This is a genomic window from Nocardia sp. CA-129566, from assembly GCF_050956075.1.
Lineage (GTDB): Bacteria > Actinomycetota > Actinomycetes > Mycobacteriales > Mycobacteriaceae > Nocardia.
This window is the reverse complement of record NZ_CP192085.1, coordinates 5,895,639-5,916,074: the sequence shown is the minus strand read 5'-3', so window position 1 is coordinate 5,916,074 and position 20,436 is coordinate 5,895,639. Positions and strand designations below refer to the sequence as shown.

21 protein-coding genes are annotated in these 20,436 nt (G+C 66.6%); 9 read left to right on the top strand and 12 right to left on the bottom strand.

Annotated features, from left to right (window positions below; genetic code table 11):
* The first annotated feature begins 4 nt into the window (after window positions 1–4).
* A complete protein-coding gene (locus ACQP0C_RS25615) occupies window positions 5–1,093 on the top strand; it encodes a MerR family transcriptional regulator (RefSeq protein ID WP_433723852.1) in 1,089 nt (362 codons plus the stop codon).
* Here ACQP0C_RS25615 and cysC read toward each other — a convergent pair.
* From cysC to ACQP0C_RS25600, 3 genes are read right to left on the bottom strand one after another with little or no spacing between them, the layout of a single operon-like run.
* A complete protein-coding gene (cysC, locus tag ACQP0C_RS25610) occupies window positions 991–2,829 on the bottom strand; it encodes an adenylyl-sulfate kinase (RefSeq protein WP_433723850.1) in 1,839 nt (612 codons plus the stop codon). The two genes, ACQP0C_RS25615 and cysC, sit on opposite strands and share 103 nt — an antisense overlap.
* Window positions 2,829–3,761, bottom strand: a complete 933-nt coding sequence (gene cysD, locus ACQP0C_RS25605) for a sulfate adenylyltransferase subunit CysD (RefSeq protein WP_433723848.1) — start codon at window positions 3,759–3,761, stop codon at window positions 2,829–2,831. The genes cysC and cysD overlap by 1 nt, the downstream gene beginning before the upstream one ends.
* 25 nt (window positions 3,762–3,786) lie before the next feature.
* Window positions 3,787–4,680, bottom strand: coding sequence for a helix-turn-helix domain-containing protein (locus tag ACQP0C_RS25600; protein ID WP_433723846.1), 894 nt, complete (start codon window positions 4,678–4,680; stop codon window positions 3,787–3,789).
* Between the two features lie 123 nt (window positions 4,681–4,803).
* Between ACQP0C_RS25600 and ACQP0C_RS25595 the strand changes: the two genes are divergently transcribed.
* From ACQP0C_RS25595 to ACQP0C_RS25585, 3 genes are read left to right on the top strand one after another with little or no spacing between them, the layout of a single operon-like run.
* Entirely contained in the window at window positions 4,804–5,967 is a 1,164-nt protein-coding gene (locus ACQP0C_RS25595; protein WP_433723844.1) for a hypothetical protein, read from the top strand.
* Complete coding sequence (locus ACQP0C_RS25590; protein ID WP_433723842.1) at window positions 5,967–6,743, top strand: SDR family oxidoreductase; 777 nt, start codon at window positions 5,967–5,969, stop codon at window positions 6,741–6,743. The genes ACQP0C_RS25595 and ACQP0C_RS25590 overlap by 1 nt, the downstream gene beginning before the upstream one ends.
* 4 nt (window positions 6,744–6,747) lie before the next feature.
* Window positions 6,748–7,914: a sulfotransferase family protein gene (locus ACQP0C_RS25585; protein ID WP_433723840.1), complete on the top strand. Its 1,167-nt coding sequence runs from the start codon at window positions 6,748–6,750 to the stop codon at window positions 7,912–7,914.
* Window positions 7,915–8,223: 309 nt separating this feature from the next.
* Here ACQP0C_RS25585 and ACQP0C_RS25580 read toward each other — a convergent pair whose 3' ends face one another.
* On the bottom strand, window positions 8,224–8,826 hold the full coding sequence (locus ACQP0C_RS25580; RefSeq protein WP_433723838.1) for a putative immunity protein: 603 nt from the start codon (window positions 8,824–8,826) through the stop codon (window positions 8,224–8,226).
* Window positions 8,827–9,332: 506 nt separating this feature from the next.
* On the opposite strand from ACQP0C_RS25580, the gene ACQP0C_RS25575 reads away from it, so the two are divergent.
* Window positions 9,333–10,793 (top strand): flavin-containing monooxygenase, encoded by a 1,461-nt coding sequence (locus ACQP0C_RS25575; protein ID WP_433734653.1) that lies wholly within the window; start codon window positions 9,333–9,335, stop codon window positions 10,791–10,793.
* Here ACQP0C_RS25575 and ACQP0C_RS25570 read toward each other — a convergent pair.
* On the bottom strand, window positions 10,774–11,445 hold the full coding sequence (locus ACQP0C_RS25570; RefSeq protein ID WP_433723836.1) for a PaaI family thioesterase: 672 nt from the start codon (window positions 11,443–11,445) through the stop codon (window positions 10,774–10,776). The genes ACQP0C_RS25575 and ACQP0C_RS25570 overlap by 20 nt on opposite strands.
* A gap of 71 nt (window positions 11,446–11,516) precedes the next feature.
* Window positions 11,517–12,920: an MFS transporter gene (locus ACQP0C_RS25565; RefSeq protein WP_433723834.1), complete on the bottom strand. Its 1,404-nt coding sequence runs from the start codon at window positions 12,918–12,920 to the stop codon at window positions 11,517–11,519.
* A 70-nt stretch (window positions 12,921–12,990) separates the two neighbouring features.
* Between ACQP0C_RS25565 and ACQP0C_RS25560 the strand changes: the two genes are divergently transcribed.
* Both ACQP0C_RS25560 and ACQP0C_RS25555 read left to right on the top strand, forming a co-directional pair.
* Window positions 12,991–14,001, top strand: coding sequence for a GlxA family transcriptional regulator (locus ACQP0C_RS25560; RefSeq protein WP_433723832.1), 1,011 nt, complete (start codon window positions 12,991–12,993; stop codon window positions 13,999–14,001).
* 166 nt (window positions 14,002–14,167) lie between these two features.
* Window positions 14,168–14,830 (top strand): HAD family hydrolase, encoded by a 663-nt coding sequence (locus tag ACQP0C_RS25555; RefSeq protein WP_433723830.1) that lies wholly within the window; start codon window positions 14,168–14,170, stop codon window positions 14,828–14,830.
* A 197-nt stretch (window positions 14,831–15,027) separates the two neighbouring features.
* Here the strand turns inward: ACQP0C_RS25555 and ACQP0C_RS25550 are convergent, their stop codons facing one another.
* Complete coding sequence (locus ACQP0C_RS25550) at window positions 15,028–15,621, bottom strand: TetR/AcrR family transcriptional regulator (protein ID WP_433723828.1); 594 nt, start codon at window positions 15,619–15,621, stop codon at window positions 15,028–15,030.
* 21 nt (window positions 15,622–15,642) lie between these two features.
* Between ACQP0C_RS25550 and ACQP0C_RS25545 the strand changes: the two genes are divergently transcribed.
* Both ACQP0C_RS25545 and ACQP0C_RS25540 read left to right on the top strand, forming a co-directional pair.
* Window positions 15,643–16,011 (top strand): hypothetical protein, encoded by a 369-nt coding sequence (locus ACQP0C_RS25545; RefSeq protein ID WP_433723826.1) that lies wholly within the window; start codon window positions 15,643–15,645, stop codon window positions 16,009–16,011.
* The gene (locus tag ACQP0C_RS25540; protein ID WP_433723824.1) at window positions 16,008–16,514 is read left to right on the top strand and encodes a hypothetical protein; all 507 of its coding nucleotides are present in this window, start codon (window positions 16,008–16,010) and stop codon (window positions 16,512–16,514) included. The genes ACQP0C_RS25545 and ACQP0C_RS25540 overlap by 4 nt, the downstream gene beginning before the upstream one ends.
* Window positions 16,515–16,517: 3 nt before the next feature.
* Here ACQP0C_RS25540 and ACQP0C_RS25535 read toward each other — a convergent pair whose 3' ends face one another.
* From ACQP0C_RS25535 to ACQP0C_RS25515, 5 genes are all read right to left on the bottom strand, one after another.
* Window positions 16,518–16,721 (bottom strand): hypothetical protein, encoded by a 204-nt coding sequence (locus ACQP0C_RS25535; RefSeq protein ID WP_433723822.1) that lies wholly within the window; start codon window positions 16,719–16,721, stop codon window positions 16,518–16,520.
* An 81-nt stretch (window positions 16,722–16,802) separates the two neighbouring features.
* Window positions 16,803–18,017: an RNA polymerase sigma factor gene (locus tag ACQP0C_RS25530; protein ID WP_433723820.1), complete on the bottom strand. Its 1,215-nt coding sequence runs from the start codon at window positions 18,015–18,017 to the stop codon at window positions 16,803–16,805.
* Between the two features lie 58 nt (window positions 18,018–18,075).
* Window positions 18,076–18,423 carry a YciI family protein gene (locus ACQP0C_RS25525; protein ID WP_433723819.1) on the bottom strand — a complete coding sequence of 116 codons (348 nt, stop codon included), beginning with the start codon at window positions 18,421–18,423 and terminating at the stop codon, window positions 18,076–18,078.
* 402 nt (window positions 18,424–18,825) lie between these two features.
* Window positions 18,826–19,629 carry an ABC transporter ATP-binding protein gene (locus ACQP0C_RS25520; protein ID WP_433723817.1) on the bottom strand — a complete coding sequence of 268 codons (804 nt, stop codon included), beginning with the start codon at window positions 19,627–19,629 and terminating at the stop codon, window positions 18,826–18,828.
* Between the two features lie 73 nt (window positions 19,630–19,702).
* Window positions 19,703–20,374 carry a FadR/GntR family transcriptional regulator gene (locus ACQP0C_RS25515; protein WP_433723815.1) on the bottom strand — a complete coding sequence of 224 codons (672 nt, stop codon included), beginning with the start codon at window positions 20,372–20,374 and terminating at the stop codon, window positions 19,703–19,705.
* Window positions 20,375–20,436 lie beyond the last annotated feature (62 nt).

The window sequence follows — 20,436 nt, the reverse complement described above, 5'->3', positions numbered from 1 at the left end:
GGGCATGGACGGCGACACGCTTTATCCGATCGGCACCATGGCCGAACGGACCGGCCTCTCGGTCAAGACCATCCGGTTCTACGCCGACACCGGTGTCGTGTCGCCGACCGCCCACAGCCCCGCCGGTTACCGGCTCTACGACGAGGACGCACTCGCCCGCCTGCAACTGGTGCGAACCCTGCGCGAACTCGGCATCGACCTGCCCGCCATCCGACAGGTGCTCGAACGCAAGCTGTCGGTGCCCGAGGTGGCCTCCGCACATGCCGAAGCGCTGGAATTCCAGATCAGCGCACTTCGGGTGCGGCGCACGGTACTACGAGCCATCGCCGAGCGGGGCCCGACTCCCGAGGAAATGGAACTCATGCACAGGCTCGTCGAACTCTCCGATGCCGAAAAGCGCCGCCTCATCACCGATTTCGTGGAAGACACTTTCGGCGGCACCGATGCCAACCCCGAATTCGTCGATCTCATCCGTTCGGCGATGCCGGAACTGCCGGACGATCCGGAACCCGCTCAGGTGCAGGCCTGGGTGGACCTCGCCGAACTCACCCGGGACCCGGACTTTCGCGCATCGGTGCGCCGGATGGCGGGATACCAGGCCACCCAGCGTTCCGAAGGCGATACCACCGGTCTGCACCACGAGCTGACCGAACTCGTGCGCGATCGAGTCGGCCAGGCGCTCACCTCCGCGATAGCGCCGGATTCCATTGCGGCCGAACCCATTGTCGATGAGTTGACGGCCGCGTACGCGACAACCTTCGATCGCCCCGACGACGCCGAACTGCGAGGTTGGCTGCTGACCAGGCTCGAGGTCGCAGGCGACCCACGCGCCGAACGCTATTGGCAACTGCTCGCGGTCATCAATGGCTGGCCGGTCCCCCGACACTGGTGCCGGTGTTCGACTGGCTCGGTGCCGCATTGCGTGCACATCCCTGAACCGATGCCGGGCCCCGCGGTGGTGGGCCCGGCTTCGCGCGGCGACCAGGCCGGTCAGTCCAGGTCTGCCAGCTTGGCGAGGATGGCCGCGGCCATGGCGGCCGGGTCGCCGTCCTCGGGACGCAGCACGAGTTCGGCTCCGGTTGGGGCCTCGTAGGGATCGTCGATCCCGGTGAAGCCACGGATTTCACCGGCCCGCGCCTTGGCGTACATGCCCTTGGGATCGCGGGATTCGCAGATCTCGAGGGGTGTGTCCACGAAGACCTCGATGAACGGGATTCCGGCTGCCTCGTGGACGGCGCGGACCTTGTTGCGGTCGGCGGCGTAGGGACTGATGAGGGAAACCACCGCCACGACACCGGCCTCGGCGAACAGTCGGGCCACTTCGCCTACGCGGCGGATGTTTTCGACGCGGTCCGCGGCGCCGAAGCCGAGGTCGGCATTGAGGCCATGGCGTAGATTGTCGCCGTCTAGAAGGAAGGCGGGCCGTCCGGCTGCGACCAGGTGGCGCTCCAATTCGACTGCGACAGAGGACTTTCCGGAGCCGGACAGACCGGTCAACCAGACCGTCAGTCCGGTGGTCGGGCGCTCCTCGCGACCGACGGCGGTGGCATGCCAGACGACGCGGGACGAGGGCAGGGTGGGGCCGGTGATCATGCCGGCAGCGACGGTGTTGTTGGTGGTGTCGTCGACCAGGATGAAGCTGCCGGTGGTGCGGTTGCGCCGGTAGGGATCGAACAGCAGCGGCTGGCGGGTGCGTAGCTGGATGCGCCCGATCTCGTTGAGCGACAACGAATCCGCGTTCTCATCGCGGTGCAGGGTATTGACGTCGAGCCGGTAGTCCAGGCTGCGCACCTCGGCGGTGGCGGTGCGGGTGGTGTGCCGGATCGTGTAGGTCGCGCCCGGGGTGAGTTCGCCGTCCTCGGCGAACCAGCACACCATGGCGTCCAGATCGCGTCCGACGTGTGGCCGGTTCGCCGGGCGGCAGATGAGATCGCCACGGGAAACGTCGAGATGATCGGCCAGCTGAATGGTAACCGCCTGCGGCGGAAAGGCTTCCGCGATGGGCGTCCCGCCCGGACCCCAGATCGCCTGGACCGTCGTGGTGAATCCCGAAGGCAGCACCGCGACCTCATCGCCGGGCTTGAATACGCCACCGCATACGGTGCCCGCGTAACCACGGAAATCCTCGGCGTGCCTGCGGGTTACGTACTGCACGGGGAAGCGCGCGTCGATGAGATTGCGGTCCGAGGCGATGTGCACCTCCTCCAGATGGTGCAGCAGCGGCGAGCCCTCGTACCAGGGCATGCTCGCGCCGCGATGCACGATATTGTCCCCGTGCAGCGCCGACATCGGGATGAAGGTCAGGTCGGCGACGTCGAGTTTCGTTGCGAAGCCGACGAATTCCTCCTTGATCTCCTCGAACCGGTCCTGTGACCATCCGGCCAGATCCATCTTGTTCACGCACAGCACCAGGTGCGGGATGCCGAGCAGACTGGCCAGGAAGGCATGGCGGCGGGTCTGTTCCACGATGCCCTTGCGCGCGTCCACCAGGATCAGCGCGAGATCGGCGGTGGAGGCGCCGGTGACCATATTGCGCGTGTACTGGATGTGGCCGGGGGTGTCGGCGATGATGAACTTGCGCCGGGGCGTGGCGAAGTAGCGATGGGCCACATCGATGGTGATGCCCTGTTCACGCTCGGCGCGCAGGCCATCGGTCAGCAGCGCCAGATCCGGATAGTCGTCGCCGCGCGCCCGGCTGGTCCGCTCCACGGCGGCGAGCTGGTCGGTGAAGATCGTTTTGGAGTCGAACAGCAGACGGCCGATCAGGGTCGATTTACCATCGTCGACACTGCCCGCGGTGGCCAGACGCAACAGGGTGGTGGTCGTCATCAGAAGTAGCCTTCCCGCTTACGGTCTTCCATGCCAGCCTCAGAAATGCGGTCATCGGCGCGGGTCGCACCGCGTTCGGTGACGCGGGTGGCTGCGACCTCGGCGACCACCTCCGCGGGAGTGGTCGCGCTCGACTCGACACATCCGGTGCAGGTCGCATCGCCGACCGTGCGGAAGCGCACCGTGCTCTCATAGGGTTGCTCGCCGTCGAGCAATTCGAGGAATCTGGTGTGCGCCAACAGCATTCCGTCGCGCTGGACCACGGCCCTGCGGTGCGCGTAGTACAGCGGCGGCAGTTCGATGTCCTCGGCGGCAATGTAATGCCAGATATCGAGTTCGGTCCAGTTGGACAGCGGGAACACCCGGATATGCTCGCCCTTGTGGTGCCGCCCGTTGTAGAGGCTCCACAGTTCCGGTCGCTGATTGCGCGGATCCCACTGCCCGTATTCGTCGCGGAAGCTGAATACTCGCTCCTTGGCGCGCGCCTTCTCCTCGTCCCGGCGCGCGCCGCCGAAGACCGCGTCATAGCCGCCCTCGCGGATCGATCGCAGCAAAGTGGCTGTCTGCAAACGATTTCGGGAGGCGCGCGGCCCGGTCTCCTCGCTCACCCGACCCGCGTCGATATCCTCCTGCACACTGCCGACCACGAGTCGCAGACCGAGCCGTTCCACCGTGCGGTCGCGGTATTCGATGACCTCGTCGAAATTGTGCCCGGTGTCGATGTGCAGTACCGGGAACGGCAGCGGGGCGGGCCAGAAGGCCTTGGCCGCGAGGTGCAGCATGACCACCGAATCCTTGCCGCCGGAAAACAGCAGCACCGGCCGTTCGAAGGTGGCGGCGACTTCGCGGAATATATGTGCCGACTCGGCCTCGAGCGCGTCCAGATGAGGCAGCTCGTAGGTGCTCGCCGTCGACTTTGCGTACTGGCTCACGTCACAAAACTAGAACACGTTTCGGTCATTGGTCAATGGTGGCACCGGGCTTGCGGCCGCCCGATCGCGCGGTCACCCGATCCGCCGCGGCCACGAGTGCCGTTCCGCGACGGTCGATTTCGGCGCCGGTGATGGACGCGCCGACGTACATCGTGAGCACCATGTTCTGCCTGCCGTCCCCGCCGTAGGTCGGCGCCGCGAGCAGGCTGACCGGGTGCTCCTTGCGTGGCCGCAGATCGGTGCCGACATAGACCCGCTCCCCGAGGCTGGTCACCAGCTCGCCCACGAGTTCGCGCACCTGTTTGGGCAGCTCATGGGCGGCGACCCCGGCCAGCAAAGAGTACAGCCGCCGACCGGCCGCGGTCAGGCTTTCGACCAGGTAGCCGCGCTCGCGACACTCCGCGACGACCTGGCGCAGCCGGACCTCGTCCTGCTGCAGCGGCACCGTCGGCGGCTTGTTCAGCCAGGCGTCGAAGGCCGCATCGGTATCCCACAGCACGTACATCAGCCCGACCGGCGGCGCGAAGTGGTAGGCCGCACCCACCTTGACCAGGCCGGGACCCGTGCTCTCCAGCACCATGATCTGCTCGCCGACGACCGCGGAGGCCGTGCAGGTGGTGCGGTAGAGCGCGGTGAGTTTCTCGAGTTCGGCGCGGGCGATGGCGGAGCTGGCGAAACTGTCCTGCGCGATCCGGCCCGCGGCGATAAGTGCAGGTCCGAGGCCATAGGTGCGGGTGTCGGCAGCGCGCACCAGATAGCCGCCCGCGGTCAATTCGGTGAGGATGCCGAGGCAGGTCGGCTTGGCCAGGTCGAGTTCGCGGGCCAGTTCGGACAGGCCGAAGCGTTTGCCGCGCTGTTCGACGAAGAAATCCAGCACTTGGACCACCCGGGCGGTCGGGGCGGATCTGCGGGCAACCATGGACAACTCCTAGAACACGTTCTAATCTTGCTTCTATCGAAATGTACCAGAGCGGTACATATTTGGAACAGTGATCAACGGTAGCGACCGCCTGTCGGTCGCTCGAAAGGATCGGAAAGCCTCTTGCTGACACAGCCGTTCGCGGAAGCCATCGCCGCCGCCGAGCAGATCATCACCGGCGCACCGCATATTCGAACCGAACAGGATCTCGTCGAGGGCTATGACTACCTCGCGGGCAGTATTCGCGCCTCCATCCAGATGGCCTGGGCCTATGAGCGGGACTTTCCGTTCTTCGTCATGTCCACCGGGCCCTATACGAAGATGGGTCTGGACAATCCGGACACCCTCTACTTCCACTCGTATCTGCGTCCGGACGCCGAATATGTGGTGACCGGAACCCGCGGCACCACCCGCGACCTCAGCTTCCAGGTGCTCAATGGCAACTACTCGCCGGTGGACGTCCCCGACAGCGAGACCGCCTTCGATGCCCGCGCCCTCGATATCGCGGCCGACGGCTCCTACGAGCTACGTCTGGGCCCCGGTGCGGCGCGCCCCGGCTATGTCCATCTCGCGCCGGACTCCGCGATGCTCGTAGTCCGTGAGGTCTACAGCGACTGGGCCACCGAGAAGCCGGGCACGATTCGCATTCAGCGGGTGGACACGATCGGTGACGCACCGCCGCCGATCACCAAGGACCTGATGAGCAAGCGTTATGACATCGCGGGGAAGATGCTGGTCTCGCGGCTGAATACCTTCCTGGCGTTCCCGAAGTGGTTCTATCTCAACCTGCCGGTCAATACGATGACCGAGCCGCGCTCCACTCCGGGCGGACTCACCACCCAGTTCTCCTCCGTCGGCCACTACGAACTCGATGACGATCAGGCGATGATCCTCACCGTGCCGAAATCGGATGCGCCGTATCAGGGGTTCCAACTCGGCAGCATGTGGTACCTGTCGCTGGACTACATCAACCACCAGACCAGCCTCACCGCCGACCAGGCGCGGGTGGATCCTGACGGAATGATCCGGCTCGTGATCAGCGAGCGCGACCCCGGACTGACCAACTGGATCGAGCGCACCGGGCACGCGCGCGGGTATCTGCAGTTCCGCTGGCAACAGCTGTCACGGGATCTCAAACCCGAGGACGGGCCGACGGTGGAGGTGGTCTCGGTCGCCGAATTGCCCGAGCGGCTGCCGTACTACCAGCAGGCTCGGGTCACACCCGAGGAATGGCGGGCGCGGATCACGGCACGTCAGGTTGCCGTGGCGGAAAGGATGCTGGGCTGATGTTGTTGCAGGACAAGGTCGTTGTCGTCTCCGGGGTCGGTCCGGGGCTGGGCCGGGCCATCGCGGTGCAGAGTGCGCGCGCCGGAGCGGATGTGGTGCTGGCTTCGCGTACCGAATCGCGGCTGACCGAGGTGGCCAAGGAGATCACCGAACTCGGCCGGCGCGCGGTGGTCGTGCCGACCGATATCAATGACGAAGCCGCGGTGGTGAATCTGGTCGAGACGGCGCACAGTGCGTTCGGGCGGGTGGACACACTGGTGAACAATGCCTTCGCGATTCCCCCGATCACCGATCTGGCCGATGTCGACCTCGATGACGTGCGCGCCGGATTCGAGACCAATGTGCTTGCCGCACTGCGGTTGACGCGATTGTTCGTGCCCGCGCTGGCCGAGTCGAAGGGTTCGGTCGTGATGATCAATTCGGCGGTGCTGCGGCATTCGCGGCGCACCTTCGGGCCCTACAAGATGGCCAAGGCGAGTCTGCTCGCGCTGGCGCAGAGTCTGGCCACCGAACTCGGGCCGAAGGGGATTCGGGTGAATACCATTGCGCCCGGCTATATCTGGGCCGACAACTTGAAGTGGTACTTCAACTATTTGGCCGAACAGCGCGGGATCACCGCCGAAGAGGTGTACGCCGAGACCGCCAGGACCATCGACCTGCGCAAGCTGCCCGAACCCGATGAGATCGCCGACGCCGTCGTCTTTTTCGCCTCGCATCTGGCCCGGGCGATCACCGGCGCGTGCCTGGATGTCAACGGCGGCGAATACCACCACTAGGAGAATGACTGTGATCGGCAGAGACGACGTCGGGACCATCGACGATCTGCACGCCTCGGCGACCAAGGTCGTCGGGTTGAGCGATTTCGGCGACGACGGTTACCGCGAGGGTCTGCAAGTGCTGCTCGAGTCCTATGCCAAGGACGCCGAGTTGACGCCCTTCGGCAATAAGGTCAATCGCGCATTCTTGCGCGGGGCCCTGATCGCGCGATTGCTCAGTGAGTCGGCGTGGCAACGCTTTCCCGAGCACGCCGAGGTGGCGATCGAGCGCCCGATCTTCGTGACCGGACTGCCGCGCTCGGGCACCACGGCGGTGCATCGACTGCTCAACGCGGATCCGGCGCATCAGGGCCTGGAGATGTGGTTGACCGAGATGCCGCAGCCGCGACCGCCGCGCGAGACGTGGGCGACGAATCCGGTATATCAGCGGATCGAGGCGGCATTCGAAAAGCATCATGTGGAACATCCGGAATTCATGGGCGTGCACCACATTTCGGCGGACCAGGTGGAGGAGTGCTGGCAGCTGCTGCGGCAGTCGGCGATGTCGGTGTCCTACGAGTGCCTCGGCTATCTGCCCGGGTACTCCGAGTGGCTGCGCGAACAGGATTGGGCCGATGCCTACCGCAGGCATCGGCGGAATCTGCAATTGATCGGGCTGCCGGATGCCGAACGGCGGTGGGTGTTGAAGAACCCGAGCCATCTGTTCGCACTCGACGCGATCTTCGAGGTGTACCCGGATGCGTTGGTGATCCAGATGCACCGGGATCCGAGCACGATCATCGCCTCGGTCTGCAGTCTCAATGAGCAGGCCTCGGCGGGGTGGTCGGAGAAGTTCCGCGGTCCGGTCGTGGGTGCCGCCCAGTTGGATCTGTGGGCCAGGGGAGCGGATAAGTTCCTCGCCGATCGCAAGCGGCACAACGCCGCCCAGTTCTGCGATGTGTACTACGACGACTTCGTCGCGGATCCGATCGGCACCGTGGCGTCGATCTACCGCCACTTCGATCTGTCATTGAGCTCGGAGGCCGAAGCCGCGATGACACAGTTGCATTCGGAAAGCACCTCCGGCGCGGCCCGCCCCAAGCACCGCTACACCCTGGAGGACTTCGGCCTCACCGCGGACCGGGTCGACGCCCGCTTCGCCGAGTACCGCAACAAGCACTTCCCGGGCTGAGGCCCGTACCGGGCCTCGATCGGATCCGTCCAGAACCCGGTGGTCGGCACGGAACCCGTCGCCGGGGATATGCGGCGGATAGGCCGGTAGCCAGGGTCCACCCCGGCTACCGGCACACCGCTGTCACCTCCCGGTGGGGCGGCTCCGCATCTCTCACTCCCGCTACCGGTTTCATCCAGCCGCGATCTGCCGTGACAACCGTGACCGATCCGATGCCGCCCGCCTCGACCACAGTTCTCACCACGTCGAGGATCGCTTCGTCACCCGAGCCCGCTGCCGCCAGGTCGAAGCCTGCGCAAGGTGGGGTGTCTAGCTCGGCGGAGTGTTTTGGTCAGCGGCGCCGATCGGTTGACGCCCGACTGCGAGTTGCCGCAGCGAGGCGTCCAGTTCGCGCCAGAGGTCTCCTACGCGGCCGCGCCCGCTCGGGGCGTTCGGATATCGCGTCAGGACCTGCACCACGATCGGGCCGGCCAGATCTGTCGCCTTTTTGATGTAGTCGCCTCCCACATTGGGGGTGCCGCCGGCGTCGAGTTCGAATGCTCGCGCCGCATGGGCGGCCGACATGAGAATGTGCCCACCCTGGGTCGCCTTTGCCAGCGGATGCAGATACGCAGCCCCTCCCGCGTGACCAGCGGCACGCGCCGCTTCGGCTGCGGCCTCGAGTCCTAGCTCGCGAGCTGCCCGCGCCGCTCGGTGCGTGTCGAATGCGGTCACACGGATCGCTTTCGTGCGCTTGCCTCCGGCGGCGAACCGGCGCACCTCGTCGAGCACTGCCCGTGCGCGCGGATCATCCGGACAGTCGCGCTCGAAGATCGTCAGAGCGGGCTCCGCACAGGCCACGGCGTAGCCCGCAATCTCGCGCAGCTCGGCCAGGCTGAGTTCGATCATCAGCTTCTCGTTGGCAACATTCATGAAGTTGAACAGTATCGTTGAAGAATCGGTTGGGACTTTCTAGTGATATTGGCAGGACAGTGAAGCAAAACCTTCAAACGGATGGTGGCTCACGCCGGTTGACCTGGTCCGTGGAAACGTGCCGCCTGTAGGGATGCCGACCGCCTCGTAGTTGCCGACCGGCTGCGTGGACACACCGCACAGGCCATCTACCTCGGCATCACGAACACGGAGGGGAGAGGTCGGAAAGACCGACCACGAACCCGCACCACCGCCGCCTGACCGGCGCAAGTTCGTGGTCAACGTACTACGGGGGCGATCGAGATCAGGTGAAAGCTGCACCGGTTCCACCTGATCTCGGTCCGTCAGTGGGTCCGGCGGTAGCGGCCGGGTGCGATGCCGTGCCAGCGCATGAAGGCGTGGGCGAAGATCGCGGGCTCGGCGTAGCCAATGAATAGGTCAGGAAAATGTCGGGGTGAGGCATTCTGTCGGCGGGGTTCGAGTCATAGCCTCGAAGTATGGTCGGAATGCGACGGCGCAACCCACGGGTCGCCATTATCGGGGCCGGGATGTCGGGCATCTGCATGGCCGTGTCGCTGCAGCGCGCCGGCATCGACGACTTCACGCTCTTCGAGAAGGCCGATCGGTTCGGCGGCACCTGGCGCGACAACACCTATCCGGGGTTGAGCTGCGATGTGCCCTCGCGCTTCTATCAGTTCACCTTCGCCAAGAACCCGCGGTGGTCGCATTTCTTCTCTCCGGGCGCGGAGATCCGCGACTACTTCGCGAAGGTCGCGCACGAGCGCGGGCTGGCGAGCCGCACGCGGTTCGGTACCGAAGTGGTCGGGGCCGAATTCGACGGTGTGCGGTGGGAAGTGACGACCGCGGACGGCGCATCGGAGCGGTTCGATTTCGTGCTCTGTGCGACCGGCATCCTGCACCACCCGCGCCTGCCGGATATCAGCGGTCTCGGCGATTTCACGGGGGCGATGTTCCATTCGGCGCGGTGGGATCACGATGTCGACCTGGCGGGCAAGCGGGTCGGCGTCCTCGGCACCGGGTCCACCGGTGTGCAGATCGTGACGGCGCTCGCCGGAAATGTCGCGCACCTGAGCATGTTCCAGCGCACAGCGCAGTGGATCCTGCCGCTGCGCAATCGCCGATACTCGCGGCTCACCATAGCCGCGCACCGCAGATTCCCGGCGCTCGACGAGTTGAGCTACGCGGTGACGCGGCACATTTTCGAATTCTTCCTCGACGCCGTCACCAAGCCCGGACGCAAGCGTGACCTGGTCGGTCGGATGTGCCGGGCGAATCTGCGCACGGTGCGCGATCCGGCGCTGCGTGCCGCGCTGACACCGGACTACCAGCCGATGTGCAAGCGACTTGTGGTGTCGGGCGACTTCTATCGCGCCGTGCAGCGCGACGGTGTCGAGATCGTCACCGACGCGATCGACCATATCGAGCCGCGCGGCATCGTCACCGCGGACGGGCGGCTGCACGAACTCGATGTGCTGGTGCTGGCGACGGGATTCGACGCGCACGCGTTCATGCGGCCCATGGGGATCACCGGAACCGACGGCCGCACACTGGATCAGGTATGGGCGGACGGGCCACGGGCGTTCGAAACCGTTGCGATGCCGGGCTTTCCGAATATGTTCCTGCTGATCGGCCCGCACAGTCCGGTTGGCAACTATCCGCTGACGCTGATCGCGGAGACCCAGGCCGAGCACATCCTGGGCTGGATCCGGCGTTGGCGCAATGGTGAATTCGATACGGTTGAGCCGACCGCCGAGGCCACCAGCAGCTACTACGCGGAACTGCGCGCCGCGATGCCGAATACGGTGTGGGCGACCGGCTGTCAGAGCTGGTATCTCGGCAAGGACGGCGTTCCGGAACTGTGGCCGTGGACTCCGGCCCGGCATCGCGCATTGATGGCGCGCCGACCGGACCCGGCGAACTACCGGATCACTGCTGCCCGGGTTTGAGCACGATGAACAGGCCGTTGGCCTCGGCGCAGAGCCGATCGCCGTCGTGCAGGGTGGCCCGCACGTAGACCTTGCGGCCCTCCTGCCGCTCGGCCCAGGCGTGCACCCGCAGTTCGGTGTTCAGCGGGGTGATGGACCGGTAGTCGACGGTGAGCGATGCGGTGCGGGTGACCGCACCCGCGTGCACCGCCGCGGCCATGCCGAGCAGATCATCGAACCCGACCGCCACCTGTCCGCCGTGGGCGGCGTTATTGCCGCCCAGGTGGAAGGTGCGGAAGGTGATGCGGGCCTCGACGCCGTCCTTGCCCGCCTTGTCGACGACGAACGGCGGCAGCGTGATATTGCCGCGGGAGGGCAGGTCGACCCTGGTCCAGGTCGGCGCGGACCATTCGTCGACGACCGCCGCGTCCAGCTTGTCGTTGAGCTGTTTGAGGACGGCGATCGTTTCCAGCGCCAGCTCATCGGACGGGCAGGCCAGCCGGGCCCGATCCATCAGGCCACGCACCTGCTCGACGAATGCGCCATAGTGCGGTCCGCCGCGGGAAATATCGAGCTCGTCCAGCTGCGCGTTGATCAGCTCCGACATCGGCCGGAACCCGCCCTCATGGTGCTCCTCGCTCGGCAGCGAGTTGCCGACCTGCTGTTCGCTCATATGGAACACGTTATCGGTTGCCCGTCGAATGCTCGCGGTGGGCTCGGGCGAAGCGCCCGGCGAGCGGGTCGTCATGCCGGTTGATCGTGCTGATCGCCGGGGCGGTAGGCGATGCCAGCGGCGGTGGCCAGCGCCCCGACCGCCACCATGTACAGCCACCCGGCGCGGAACTCGGACAGGTCCGGATGGACGGTGCGGCCGATGATCGCGGTGAGGATGGCGACGCCGAGGGCGGAACTGGTCTGGCGGGCCATCATGAGGGTGCCCGAGGCCAGGGAGATCTGGTCGGCGGGCAGCAGGGCCGAGGCGCCGAACAGCGGCGGCTGCAGTAGGGCGGTGCTCGCGCCGGCGAGGATGGCGCCGGGCAGGAACATCACGAAGTAGTCGGTCGTCGCGCCCGCGGTCAGCGCCCACCATCCCGAACCGGCCGCGATGGTGGCGCCGCCGAGTGCGGCCGAGACGCGCGCGCCGAAGCGGTTGACGAAACGGCCCGAAAAAGGCGACAGCACCAGGCAACTGAGCGGGACGGGCGCGACCGCCAGGCTGGCCCGCAGGATCGAGTAGTGCCAGTGTTCGGTGAGGAACATGGTGGCTTCGAGGATCATGGCCGCAAACGCCAGGTAGTAGCAGAAGACGCCGAGGGTGGCGATGCGGAACATCCTGTGCCGCAGGACGACCGGGCTCACCACGGGATCAGGATGGCGGCGCACGTGCGCGGCGAACAGTGCGGTCAGCAGTAGTGCGGCGGCCAGACAGGCCACGGTGGCGGCACCGGTGTATCCCCAGTCCGATGCCTGCACGAACGCGGTGGTGAAAGCCGCGGTGGCGCCGAGAATCAGTGCGGCACCGAGCATATCGAGTCGGCGGCTGGCGTGCTGGCGGATATCGGGGAGCACGCGCAGTCCGAACAGGAATGCCGCCACGGTGAACGGCACATTCAGGAAGAAGATCCAGCGCCACCCGGCCTGTAGCAGCAGGCCGCCGAGCACCGGGCCGCTGCCCGCGCCCGCCGAAGCGATGGCGGTCCAGATGCCCATGACCGTCGGATGTTCGCGTTTGGCGAAGGACGGCAACACCAGTCCGAGTCCGGTCGGGATCAGCAGCGCCGCGGCAATGGCCTGGACCACCCTGGCGCCGATGAGCGCGGCCAGATTCGGCGCCAGACCGCAGGCGATGGAGGCGCCTCCGAATAGGGCTATGCCCACGAGGAAGCCGCGCTTGCGGCCGGTGTCGTCGGCGAGGCGTCCGGCCGGGACGAGCAGCGCGGCCATGACGATCGTGTAGGCGTTGAGCACCCAGGACACCGCGCTCACCGAGGCGTGACCGAAGGCGGATTGCAGAGTCGGAAAGGCGACGGTGACCGCGAAGAGATCGAGGATGGCCAAATATTGGGCGATGGCCGCGACGGCGAGCACGCGCCAGCGGCGAGGGTTCGGCGGGGCTGCGACCGGAGTATTCGCGGTGATCGTCTGCATGAATCGACTATGTGCGGCGGCGATTCATCGGACGAGTGTCAGGAATGCCATCATGCGCTAGATTACTGCCATGGAGTCGAATGCGTCCGGTCCGGGAACCTTGGCCGTTGCCGTCGCGCCAGGTCAGCCACTGCTGGAGGTGGCGATCCCGTATCAGGTGTTCTTCGAGGCGCCGCCGGGCGTCGATCGGGCGCGGTGGTACGAGTTTAAGCTGTGCGGTCCGCGTGATACGGGACACGCCACACTGCGGGACCCATTCGTGGCGCTGACCGACTACGACTACGACGATCTGATCGCCGCCGATACCGTGATCGTGCCCGCCACCCCCGATGTCCGTGCCGACCCGCCCGCCGATCTGGTCGAGGCCGTGCGCGCCGCCTACGACCGGGGCGCGCGGATCGCATCGCTGTGTTCGGGCGCGTTCGTCCTCGCCGCCGCCGGTCTACTCGACGGCCGTCGCACCGCCACCCACTGGAAGCACGTGGCCGCATTCATCGAGCGATATCCGCAGGTCGAGGTCGACCCTGCGGTTCTCTACATCGACGGCGGCCAGATCTGCACCAGCGCGGGCAACATGGCGGGCCTGGATCTGTGCATCCACCTCATCCGCAAGGATCTCGGCTCGCAGGCCGCCAATGCGGCGGCGCGAAATATGGTGGTGCCGCCACACCGAGCGGGCGGCCAGGCGCAGTACCTCGAATCCCCGGTACCCGCCTACACGAGCGATTCCGGGCTCGCGGCGACACTTCAGTGGGCACTGCAACGACTCGACGAACCGCTGACGGTCGCCGATCTTGCCGAACACGCCAGCATGAGCGAGCGCACCCTGGCCCGCCGCTTCCACGCCGAACTCGGTGGCACACCCCTGCAGTGGTTACTGACCCAACGGCTCATCCGCGCGAGGGAATTCCTCGAGGGCACCGATCTACCGGTCGATGTGGTCGCGGCGCGCTGTGGGTTGGGGAGTGCGGCCAATTTGCGTGCGCATTTCGGTCGGGAGGTGGGCATATCGCCCAGTGAGTACCGGCGATCGCATCGGGCCGACCGGCATGAGGTGGTGATCGGGACGGTCGAGGGGTGAGTGACGCGCACCCGACGTGGATGGGTAAGGCGGGTGCGCGGTCGGGGTGGGCTGGCTTAAGGTGGGTACTCGTTGCTCATCAGGTCTAGGCGAAAACCCCACCGCGGGGCGGGTCGATGGGTTGGCCATCGGGTCGTCACCTGTTCGGTGTTGCAGGCGAAAGGCTATGTCCCGGATGCACATTGCGGCAGTTGTCTTCGATATGGACGGTGTTCTGATCGATTCGGAGCCGGTATGGGAGCAGGTGCGCCGCGGCTATGTCGCGGAGCGGGGCGGGCGGTGGCTACCGGATACCCAGCAGCGGTTGATGGGGATGAGCACGGGGGAGTGGTCGGACTATCTCAGTACCGAACTCGGGGTCGGTGTGCCACCGGATACCGTGGCCAATGATGTGATCGAGCGGATGGCCGAACGTTACGAGCAGGACGTGCCGCTGCTGCCGGGCGCGGTCGAGGCGGTGCAGCGCCTCAGCGAGCACTGGCCGCTGGCCGTCGCGAGTTCGTCACCGCGAACCTTGATCAATACCGTGCTCGGCCGCACCGGGCTGATCGAATTCTTCGGCGTCACCTTCTCGACCGAGGAGGTGGATCGAGGCAAACCCGCACCCGATGTCTACGTGGCGGCGGCCGCATTCCTTCGACACAAGTCCACCGAGTGCGCGGCGGTGGAGGATTCCAGCAACGGGCTGCGCGCGGCACACGCCGCCGGCATGCGCGTCATCGCCGCCCCGCGCCCGGAGTACCCACCCGCCCCCGACGCCCTCGCCTTGGCCGCCGCGGTCATCGATACCCTCGACAAACTGACCCCCGAACTCGTCGCCGGGACCTAGCGCCCAGCCAGTTCGGCCACCGCCTGCTTCGCAGAGACGATGTCGGTGATCCGCAGTGCGGATGCACCCGCGTGCAGCTGTCCGATCCACCCACGATCCCGGCATGCCCGCCAGTGGCGCCACCGGGTGTCCAGAAGATCCATGCAACGACCCGTCGCAAGCTGAAGATCTCTGATTCGAGGGCCTGCGGGCGAGGGTCAGGGGCGGTAGGACTCGAGGAGGGCGCGGGCGGCGGCGGTCAGGTCGGTTTCGAGCCAGTCGGGGAGGGTGGGAGCGTGGGCGTGGCGGCGCAGCGCGGCGTAGGGGAGGTCGACAACGGCGCGGCTGATGGCGTCGATTTCGCGGTCGCCGTCGCGGCCGAAGAGGTCGGCGGCGATGCGGCGCAGATGTTCGATGAGCGGTGCGTTCATGCGGTCGAGGTGGGCGCGGAATTCCGCGTCCGGTCCGCCGTCCAGTAGGTCACTGGGGCGCAGGTTCAGCAAAAGCTTTGCGTCCTCCGGTAATTCGCGTCCGAACTGGACGCTCGCCACGGCCATCGCGACTCCGGCCCCGACCGGGTCCGGATCGGCGGCGGCGGCCTTGATCCGATCCTGGAAGCGTTCGAGTGCGCGCAGCCAGGCCGCGGTCAGCACGCCGTTGCGATTGCCGAAGCGGTGGTAGAGCGTGCCGACCGGGGCACCGCTCGCCGCCGCGATCGCCGCAACGCTGGCGGCGCGGGGACCGTCGGTGAGCACCAGGGCGCGCGCTGCGTCGAGGATCACGTCGGTGTCGTGCTTGCGGGGTGGCGCCATGTACTAGTACGTTCCTTCTATATGGAGCGATTGCCCTACATTGATGAGCATGCCAGATCGGTGGACGCGAATCGCGATCGGGCGTGGAAAGCCTTGCTGAAAGTTGTCTGCAAGGATCCACACGATCCGTCGCAGGCTCCGACCGGTTTCGTACTCGACGCGGCCGAGGAGCCGAGTCGGCTGGCGCTGCGCGGGCGGCACTGGTTCTCGCGCTATGCACTGGTCTTCGAACTCGACGAGCAGGGGCCGAGCCGGACGCTGGTGCGGGCACGCAGCTGGGCCGAATTTCCGGGCATGCACGGCAAGATCTACCGAGCATTGGTGATCGGCAGCGGCGGTCACAAGATCGTGGTGCGCGATATGCTCCGGCGAATCGCGGCCGCGGCATGATTTCGGGATTGGTCTGGGGTGCGACCGAGGCCGAACGCGAGCATCCGCTGCCCTGTGACGATCTGCAACCCGGAGGGGTGCAGGCGGACCGGGCCATCAGCATCGATGCGCCGCCGAGTGTGGTCTACGCCTGGCTGTGTCAATTGCGGGTCGCGCCATACAGTTACGACCTGCTCGATCGTTTCGGCAGGCGCAGCCCGCGGCAGCGCGATCCGGCGCTCACCGAACTCGCAGTGGGACAGCGGTTCATGTCCGCATTCACGCTCGTCTCGTTCGTATTGTGCCGCCATATCACCCTGGTGTCCGGCAAGATCTGCGTCACCTACGCCGTGCGGCCGGAGGGGACCGGCACCCGCTTGACGGTCCGAATGCATTGCGGCGCACCATGGATCATCGCCCGCGCGTTGGCTCTCGGCGACGTGGTGATGATGCGCAAGCAACTGCTGACGCTGAAGGAGCTCGCGGAGGCCGAGGCGCGCGTCGGCGGCCGACCTGCCAGCTGAGCGCTAGGCTTCCGCGATCGCCGCGCGCACGAGAGCGCGTGCGGCCCAACGCATTACCTCGGTCGCGGCCTCCGGATCCAGCTCGCAGGTATCCCGGGTGGTGATCATCGCCTCGACACCGAAAACCGTGACGACCGAGTGCAACAGGCGGTCGAACCGGCTGGGGGAGAGGGTTTTGCGCAGCGGTTCCAGGGCGATGCGCGCCATGTCCAGGCGATTCTGCCGCGCGCGGTGATGGGCACTACGCGGTTTGTGTTGTCGGCGTGCGGAGTTGGCCTCCGCGCGCCCCTACTCACATCCGGCGATGCGGTCGAGTAGCAGCGCCTGTTCGGCGTTGTTGCCGGTCAGCTCCGCTGCGCGGGCGAATTCGGCGCGCGCCTCGTCCAGGCGGCCGAGCCGTTCGAGCAGGTCGCCACGAACGGCGGGCAGCAGATGATAGCTGTTCAACGCGCCGGTGGCGGCCAGTGCGTCGACCAGCTCGAGTCCGGCGGCCGGGCCGTGTATCCTGCTGACCGCGACGGCGCGGTTCAGATCCACGATCGGCGACGGAAAGCGTTCGGCGAGAACGGCATACAGTCCGGCGATGCGCCGCCAATCGGTCTCCTCGGTGCTGGGCGCCATGGCGTGCACCGCGGCGATCGCGGCCTGCAGCGCATAGCGGCCCGGCGGCAGCCCATGATTGCGGTTGACCGCATGCGCGCGCCCGAGTGCGGCGAAGCCGCGGCGGATCAAGAGCCGATCCCAGTGTGAACGCTCCTGATCCGCCAGCAGGACAACGGTTTTCGCGGGACCGATGCGCGCCGCGGAGCGCGAGGCCTGCAACTCCAGCAGCGCGGCGAGGCCGTGCGTCTCGGCTTCATCGGGCATCAGCTGCGCCAGCATCCGCGCCAATCGCAGTGCGTCCTGGCACAGTTCGACGCGAATCCAATCATCACCGACGGTCGCCGAATAGCCTTCATTGAAGATCAGGTAGACGACCTCCAGCACCGAGTCCAGTCGCTCGGCCAGCTCATCCCCGTGCGGTACCGCATAGGGCACCCGCCGAGCGGCGATGGTGCGCTTGGCCCGCACAATGCGCTGGGCGACAGTCGATTCCGGTACGACGAAGGCGTGTGCGATCTCCTCGGTGGTCAACCCGCCGAGCAACCGCAGCGTCAATGCCACCCTGGCGGGTGCGGACAGCACCGGATGACATGCCGTGAAGATCAACCGCAGCAGATCGTCCTCGATGTCCTCATCCGCCGATTCGGGCTCGTGACCTTGGTCGGTTCGAAGTTCATGACCGACCAAGGTCAGCTTCCGCGTCAGGTTCTGGTTGCGCCGGACCAGATCGATCGCCCGGTGCTTCGCGGTGAGCATGAGCCAGCCGCCCGGATTCGGCGGGACACCGTCGCGCGGCCACTGCTCCAGGGCCGCGACCAGCGCGTCCTGGGCGAGTTCCTCGGCGGCGTCGATATCACCGACGATCCGGATGAGCCCGGCGACCAGGCGCGGCCATTGCATCCGCCAGACTGTTGCGACGGATTCTCGGATCTGTTCGGGCGACCGGCTCATCGGCACATCAGCCCTCGTGCAGCCGGCGAATTTCCACCTCGATATCCCATTCCGGCCCGTGCACGGCGAGGAAGCGCGAGGTCCATTCCACCGCTTCCTCCTTCGACTTCGTCTGCAGGATGCAGTACCCGCCGACGACCTCCTTGGATTCGGTGAACGGGCCGTCGAGCACGGTCTGCTTCCCGCCGGACTGTGCGATCTTGGTGGCTTCGGTGATCGAGTGCAGACCGGCGGTATCGAGCAGCACCCCGGCCTTCGTCATCTCCTCGATCACCTTGTTGACCTGTTCGATCAGTGCCTCGTCCGGCTCCGGCGCATTCGTCGGGTCGACTCGGATCAGCATCATGTGTCGCATCTGGCCATCCTTCGGTCGGTGGTCGGCATTGTCCGACCCTCACCTCAACGCATCGAACGGCGCGGGCTCGAATCGACATGCTCGGCGAAAATTCTTCCGGAACTATCCGGTAGTTGCACCGCAGGGGCTGCAACGGACCAGCCTCGCCGCGGCCTATCGGCCCAGGTCAGTGGTGCGTGGCGCGCGGTGGCCGAGCATGAGCGGCGGCATGCGCGGCGTGCTGCCCGCCAGATGTGAACGTGTGTCGTGTGCGGCGTGCTTCCGCAGGTCAGGTTTGGGCGGTGTGCGGGTCTGGTGTGACTGGCGGTGGGTCGTGGGCGGTGGGCCGCGCGGGCCAGGCGTGATCGGCGGCGGGTGTGACCTGCTGCGCGGGGCCTCGGGTGAATGGCCGCTATCGCATGCTTATGCGGGCCAGGCGCGGACCGCGGCGCGCGCCGTCCAGCGGCCGTCGTCGTAGCGCACGGCTACCGGGTGGTCGAAAGCGGTCGATACGGTCTCCGTCGTGACCGTATCGATGGCGGCTCCCGAGGCGACCGTCCGCCCGTCGGCGATCAACAGCGCGTGCGTTGTGGTGCTCGGCAGCTCCTCCAAATGATGCGTGACGAGGATCGATGCGACCTCGGGATGGGTTTCGTCGAGTGCGTCGATGGTTTCGAGCAGTTGTTCGCGCGCCGCCACATCGAGTCCGGTGGAGGGTTCGTCGAACAGCAGTAGGCGCGGTTCGGCGATGAGGGCGCGGGCGATCAGGGTTCGGCCGCGTTCGCCCTGGGACAGGGTCGGCCAGATCTCCTCGGCCTTGCCCTTCAGGCCGACGGTATCGATCATGGCGTCGGCGCGGCGCTGGTCATCGGGTGTCGGCGTCCAGCGCATCGGGGTGTCGATGGTGGCGGTGATACCGGTGAGCACGACCTCGCGGACGGTCAGCGGATAGCGCAGTGGGTGGCGGGGATTGACGTGTCCGATCGAATGGCGCAGCGGCGCGAGGTCTACGCGCCCCATGCGCTGGCCGAGGATATCGACCGTGCCCGAGGTCGGGAAGGTGACCGCGGCGCAGAAGCCGAGCAGGGTGCTCTTACCCGCGCCATTGGGTCCGAGCAGTGCCCAGTGTTCGCCCGCGCGCACGGTCAGCGAGATGCCGTCGATGATCTGCTTGCCTTCGCGGCGGAAGGTGACATCGGTGAGTCGGAGCACGGGGGTTTCGGTCACGGGAGATCTCCATTCGGGTCGGACGCCGTCGTTTCGGTGGCGCGCGTCGTCGCGCGGTGCGACCGCCGAGTGGTCACGAGAACGCGTCCTTGAGGGTCATCAGGTGCGAGCGGCTGAATTCGGCTGCGGCACTGGGCTTTCGGTGTGCGATCGCATCAGTGAGCCGGATGTGTGCGTCGTGGTCGGCGGGTTCGGAGGGGACCGGGCGGATTTTGAGCATGTCGATCATGGCCACCCGTAGCCGGGGGAGGAAGGTGTCGAAGAGCTGGGTGAGCACATCGTTGTGCGCGGCCACGATGACGGCGCGATGGAAGGCCATATCGGCATCCACATGGTCGGCGATCGATTCGCCGTGTGCCTCCCGCGCGGCCAGTGCTCGGCGGATGGCGCGCAGGTCGGCGGGGGTGCGGCGCTGTGCGGCCAAGGCGGCGGCCTCGGCCTCGATGGCGATGCGAGCCTCGATGACCGCGGCGATCGTGGCGCGGCGCAGTACGACGTCCCAGTCCTCGGTGACATCGAGGGCGGTGACGAAAACCCCGGCGCCCTGGCGACTGTCGAGCACGCCCTTGCCGGCCAATTCGCGTATTGCCTCGCGCAGTGTGGATCTGCCGACACCGAGCTGTGCGGCCAACGTCGTCTCGCCCGGAAGGCGGTGTCCCAGTGGCCATTCCCCGTCCCGGATGCGGGCGAGCAGCAGTTCGGCCGCCTGTGCCGCCAGGGGATGGCGCCGTACCTGCGAAACCATCGCAACCTCTCTACTTGTCTGAGGAGTTGTGTATAGTCTAGCAATCATGCGCACCACGCTTC

Coding starts and splice junctions, on each gene's coding strand:
- ACQP0C_RS25600 (WP_433723846.1), bottom strand. CDS start 4,680: ATGGTTGCCCGCAGATCCGCCCCGACCGCCCGGGTGGTCCAAGTGCTG.
- ACQP0C_RS25585 (WP_433723840.1), top strand. CDS start 6,748: ATGACTGTGATCGGCAGAGACGACGTCGGGACCATCGACGATCTGCAC.
- ACQP0C_RS25555 (WP_433723830.1), top strand. CDS start 14,168: ATGTCCCGGATGCACATTGCGGCAGTTGTCTTCGATATGGACGGTGTT.
- ACQP0C_RS25515 (WP_433723815.1), bottom strand. CDS start 20,374: ATGGTTTCGCAGGTACGGCGCCATCCCCTGGCGGCACAGGCGGCCGAA.
- ACQP0C_RS25570 (WP_433723836.1), bottom strand. CDS start 11,445: ATGAGCGAACAGCAGGTCGGCAACTCGCTGCCGAGCGAGGAGCACCAT.
- ACQP0C_RS25540 (WP_433723824.1), top strand. CDS start 16,008: ATGATTTCGGGATTGGTCTGGGGTGCGACCGAGGCCGAACGCGAGCAT.
- ACQP0C_RS25550 (WP_433723828.1), bottom strand. CDS start 15,621: ATGGCGCCACCCCGCAAGCACGACACCGACGTGATCCTCGACGCAGCG.
- ACQP0C_RS25530 (WP_433723820.1), bottom strand. CDS start 18,017: ATGCAATGGCCGCGCCTGGTCGCCGGGCTCATCCGGATCGTCGGTGAT.
- ACQP0C_RS25590 (WP_433723842.1), top strand. CDS start 5,967: ATGTTGTTGCAGGACAAGGTCGTTGTCGTCTCCGGGGTCGGTCCGGGG.
- ACQP0C_RS25580 (WP_433723838.1), bottom strand. CDS start 8,826: ATGAATGTTGCCAACGAGAAGCTGATGATCGAACTCAGCCTGGCCGAG.
- ACQP0C_RS25565 (WP_433723834.1), bottom strand. CDS start 12,920: ATGCAGACGATCACCGCGAATACTCCGGTCGCAGCCCCGCCGAACCCT.
- ACQP0C_RS25560 (WP_433723832.1), top strand. CDS start 12,991: ATGGAGTCGAATGCGTCCGGTCCGGGAACCTTGGCCGTTGCCGTCGCG.
- ACQP0C_RS25615 (WP_433723852.1), top strand. CDS start 5: ATGGACGGCGACACGCTTTATCCGATCGGCACCATGGCCGAACGGACC.
- ACQP0C_RS25535 (WP_433723822.1), bottom strand. CDS start 16,721: ATGGCGCGCATCGCCCTGGAACCGCTGCGCAAAACCCTCTCCCCCAGC.
- ACQP0C_RS25575 (WP_433734653.1), top strand. CDS start 9,333: ATGCGACGGCGCAACCCACGGGTCGCCATTATCGGGGCCGGGATGTCG.
- ACQP0C_RS25545 (WP_433723826.1), top strand. CDS start 15,643: ATGGAGCGATTGCCCTACATTGATGAGCATGCCAGATCGGTGGACGCG.
- cysC (WP_433723850.1), bottom strand. CDS start 2,829: ATGACGACCACCACCCTGTTGCGTCTGGCCACCGCGGGCAGTGTCGAC.
- ACQP0C_RS25525 (WP_433723819.1), bottom strand. CDS start 18,423: ATGCGACACATGATGCTGATCCGAGTCGACCCGACGAATGCGCCGGAG.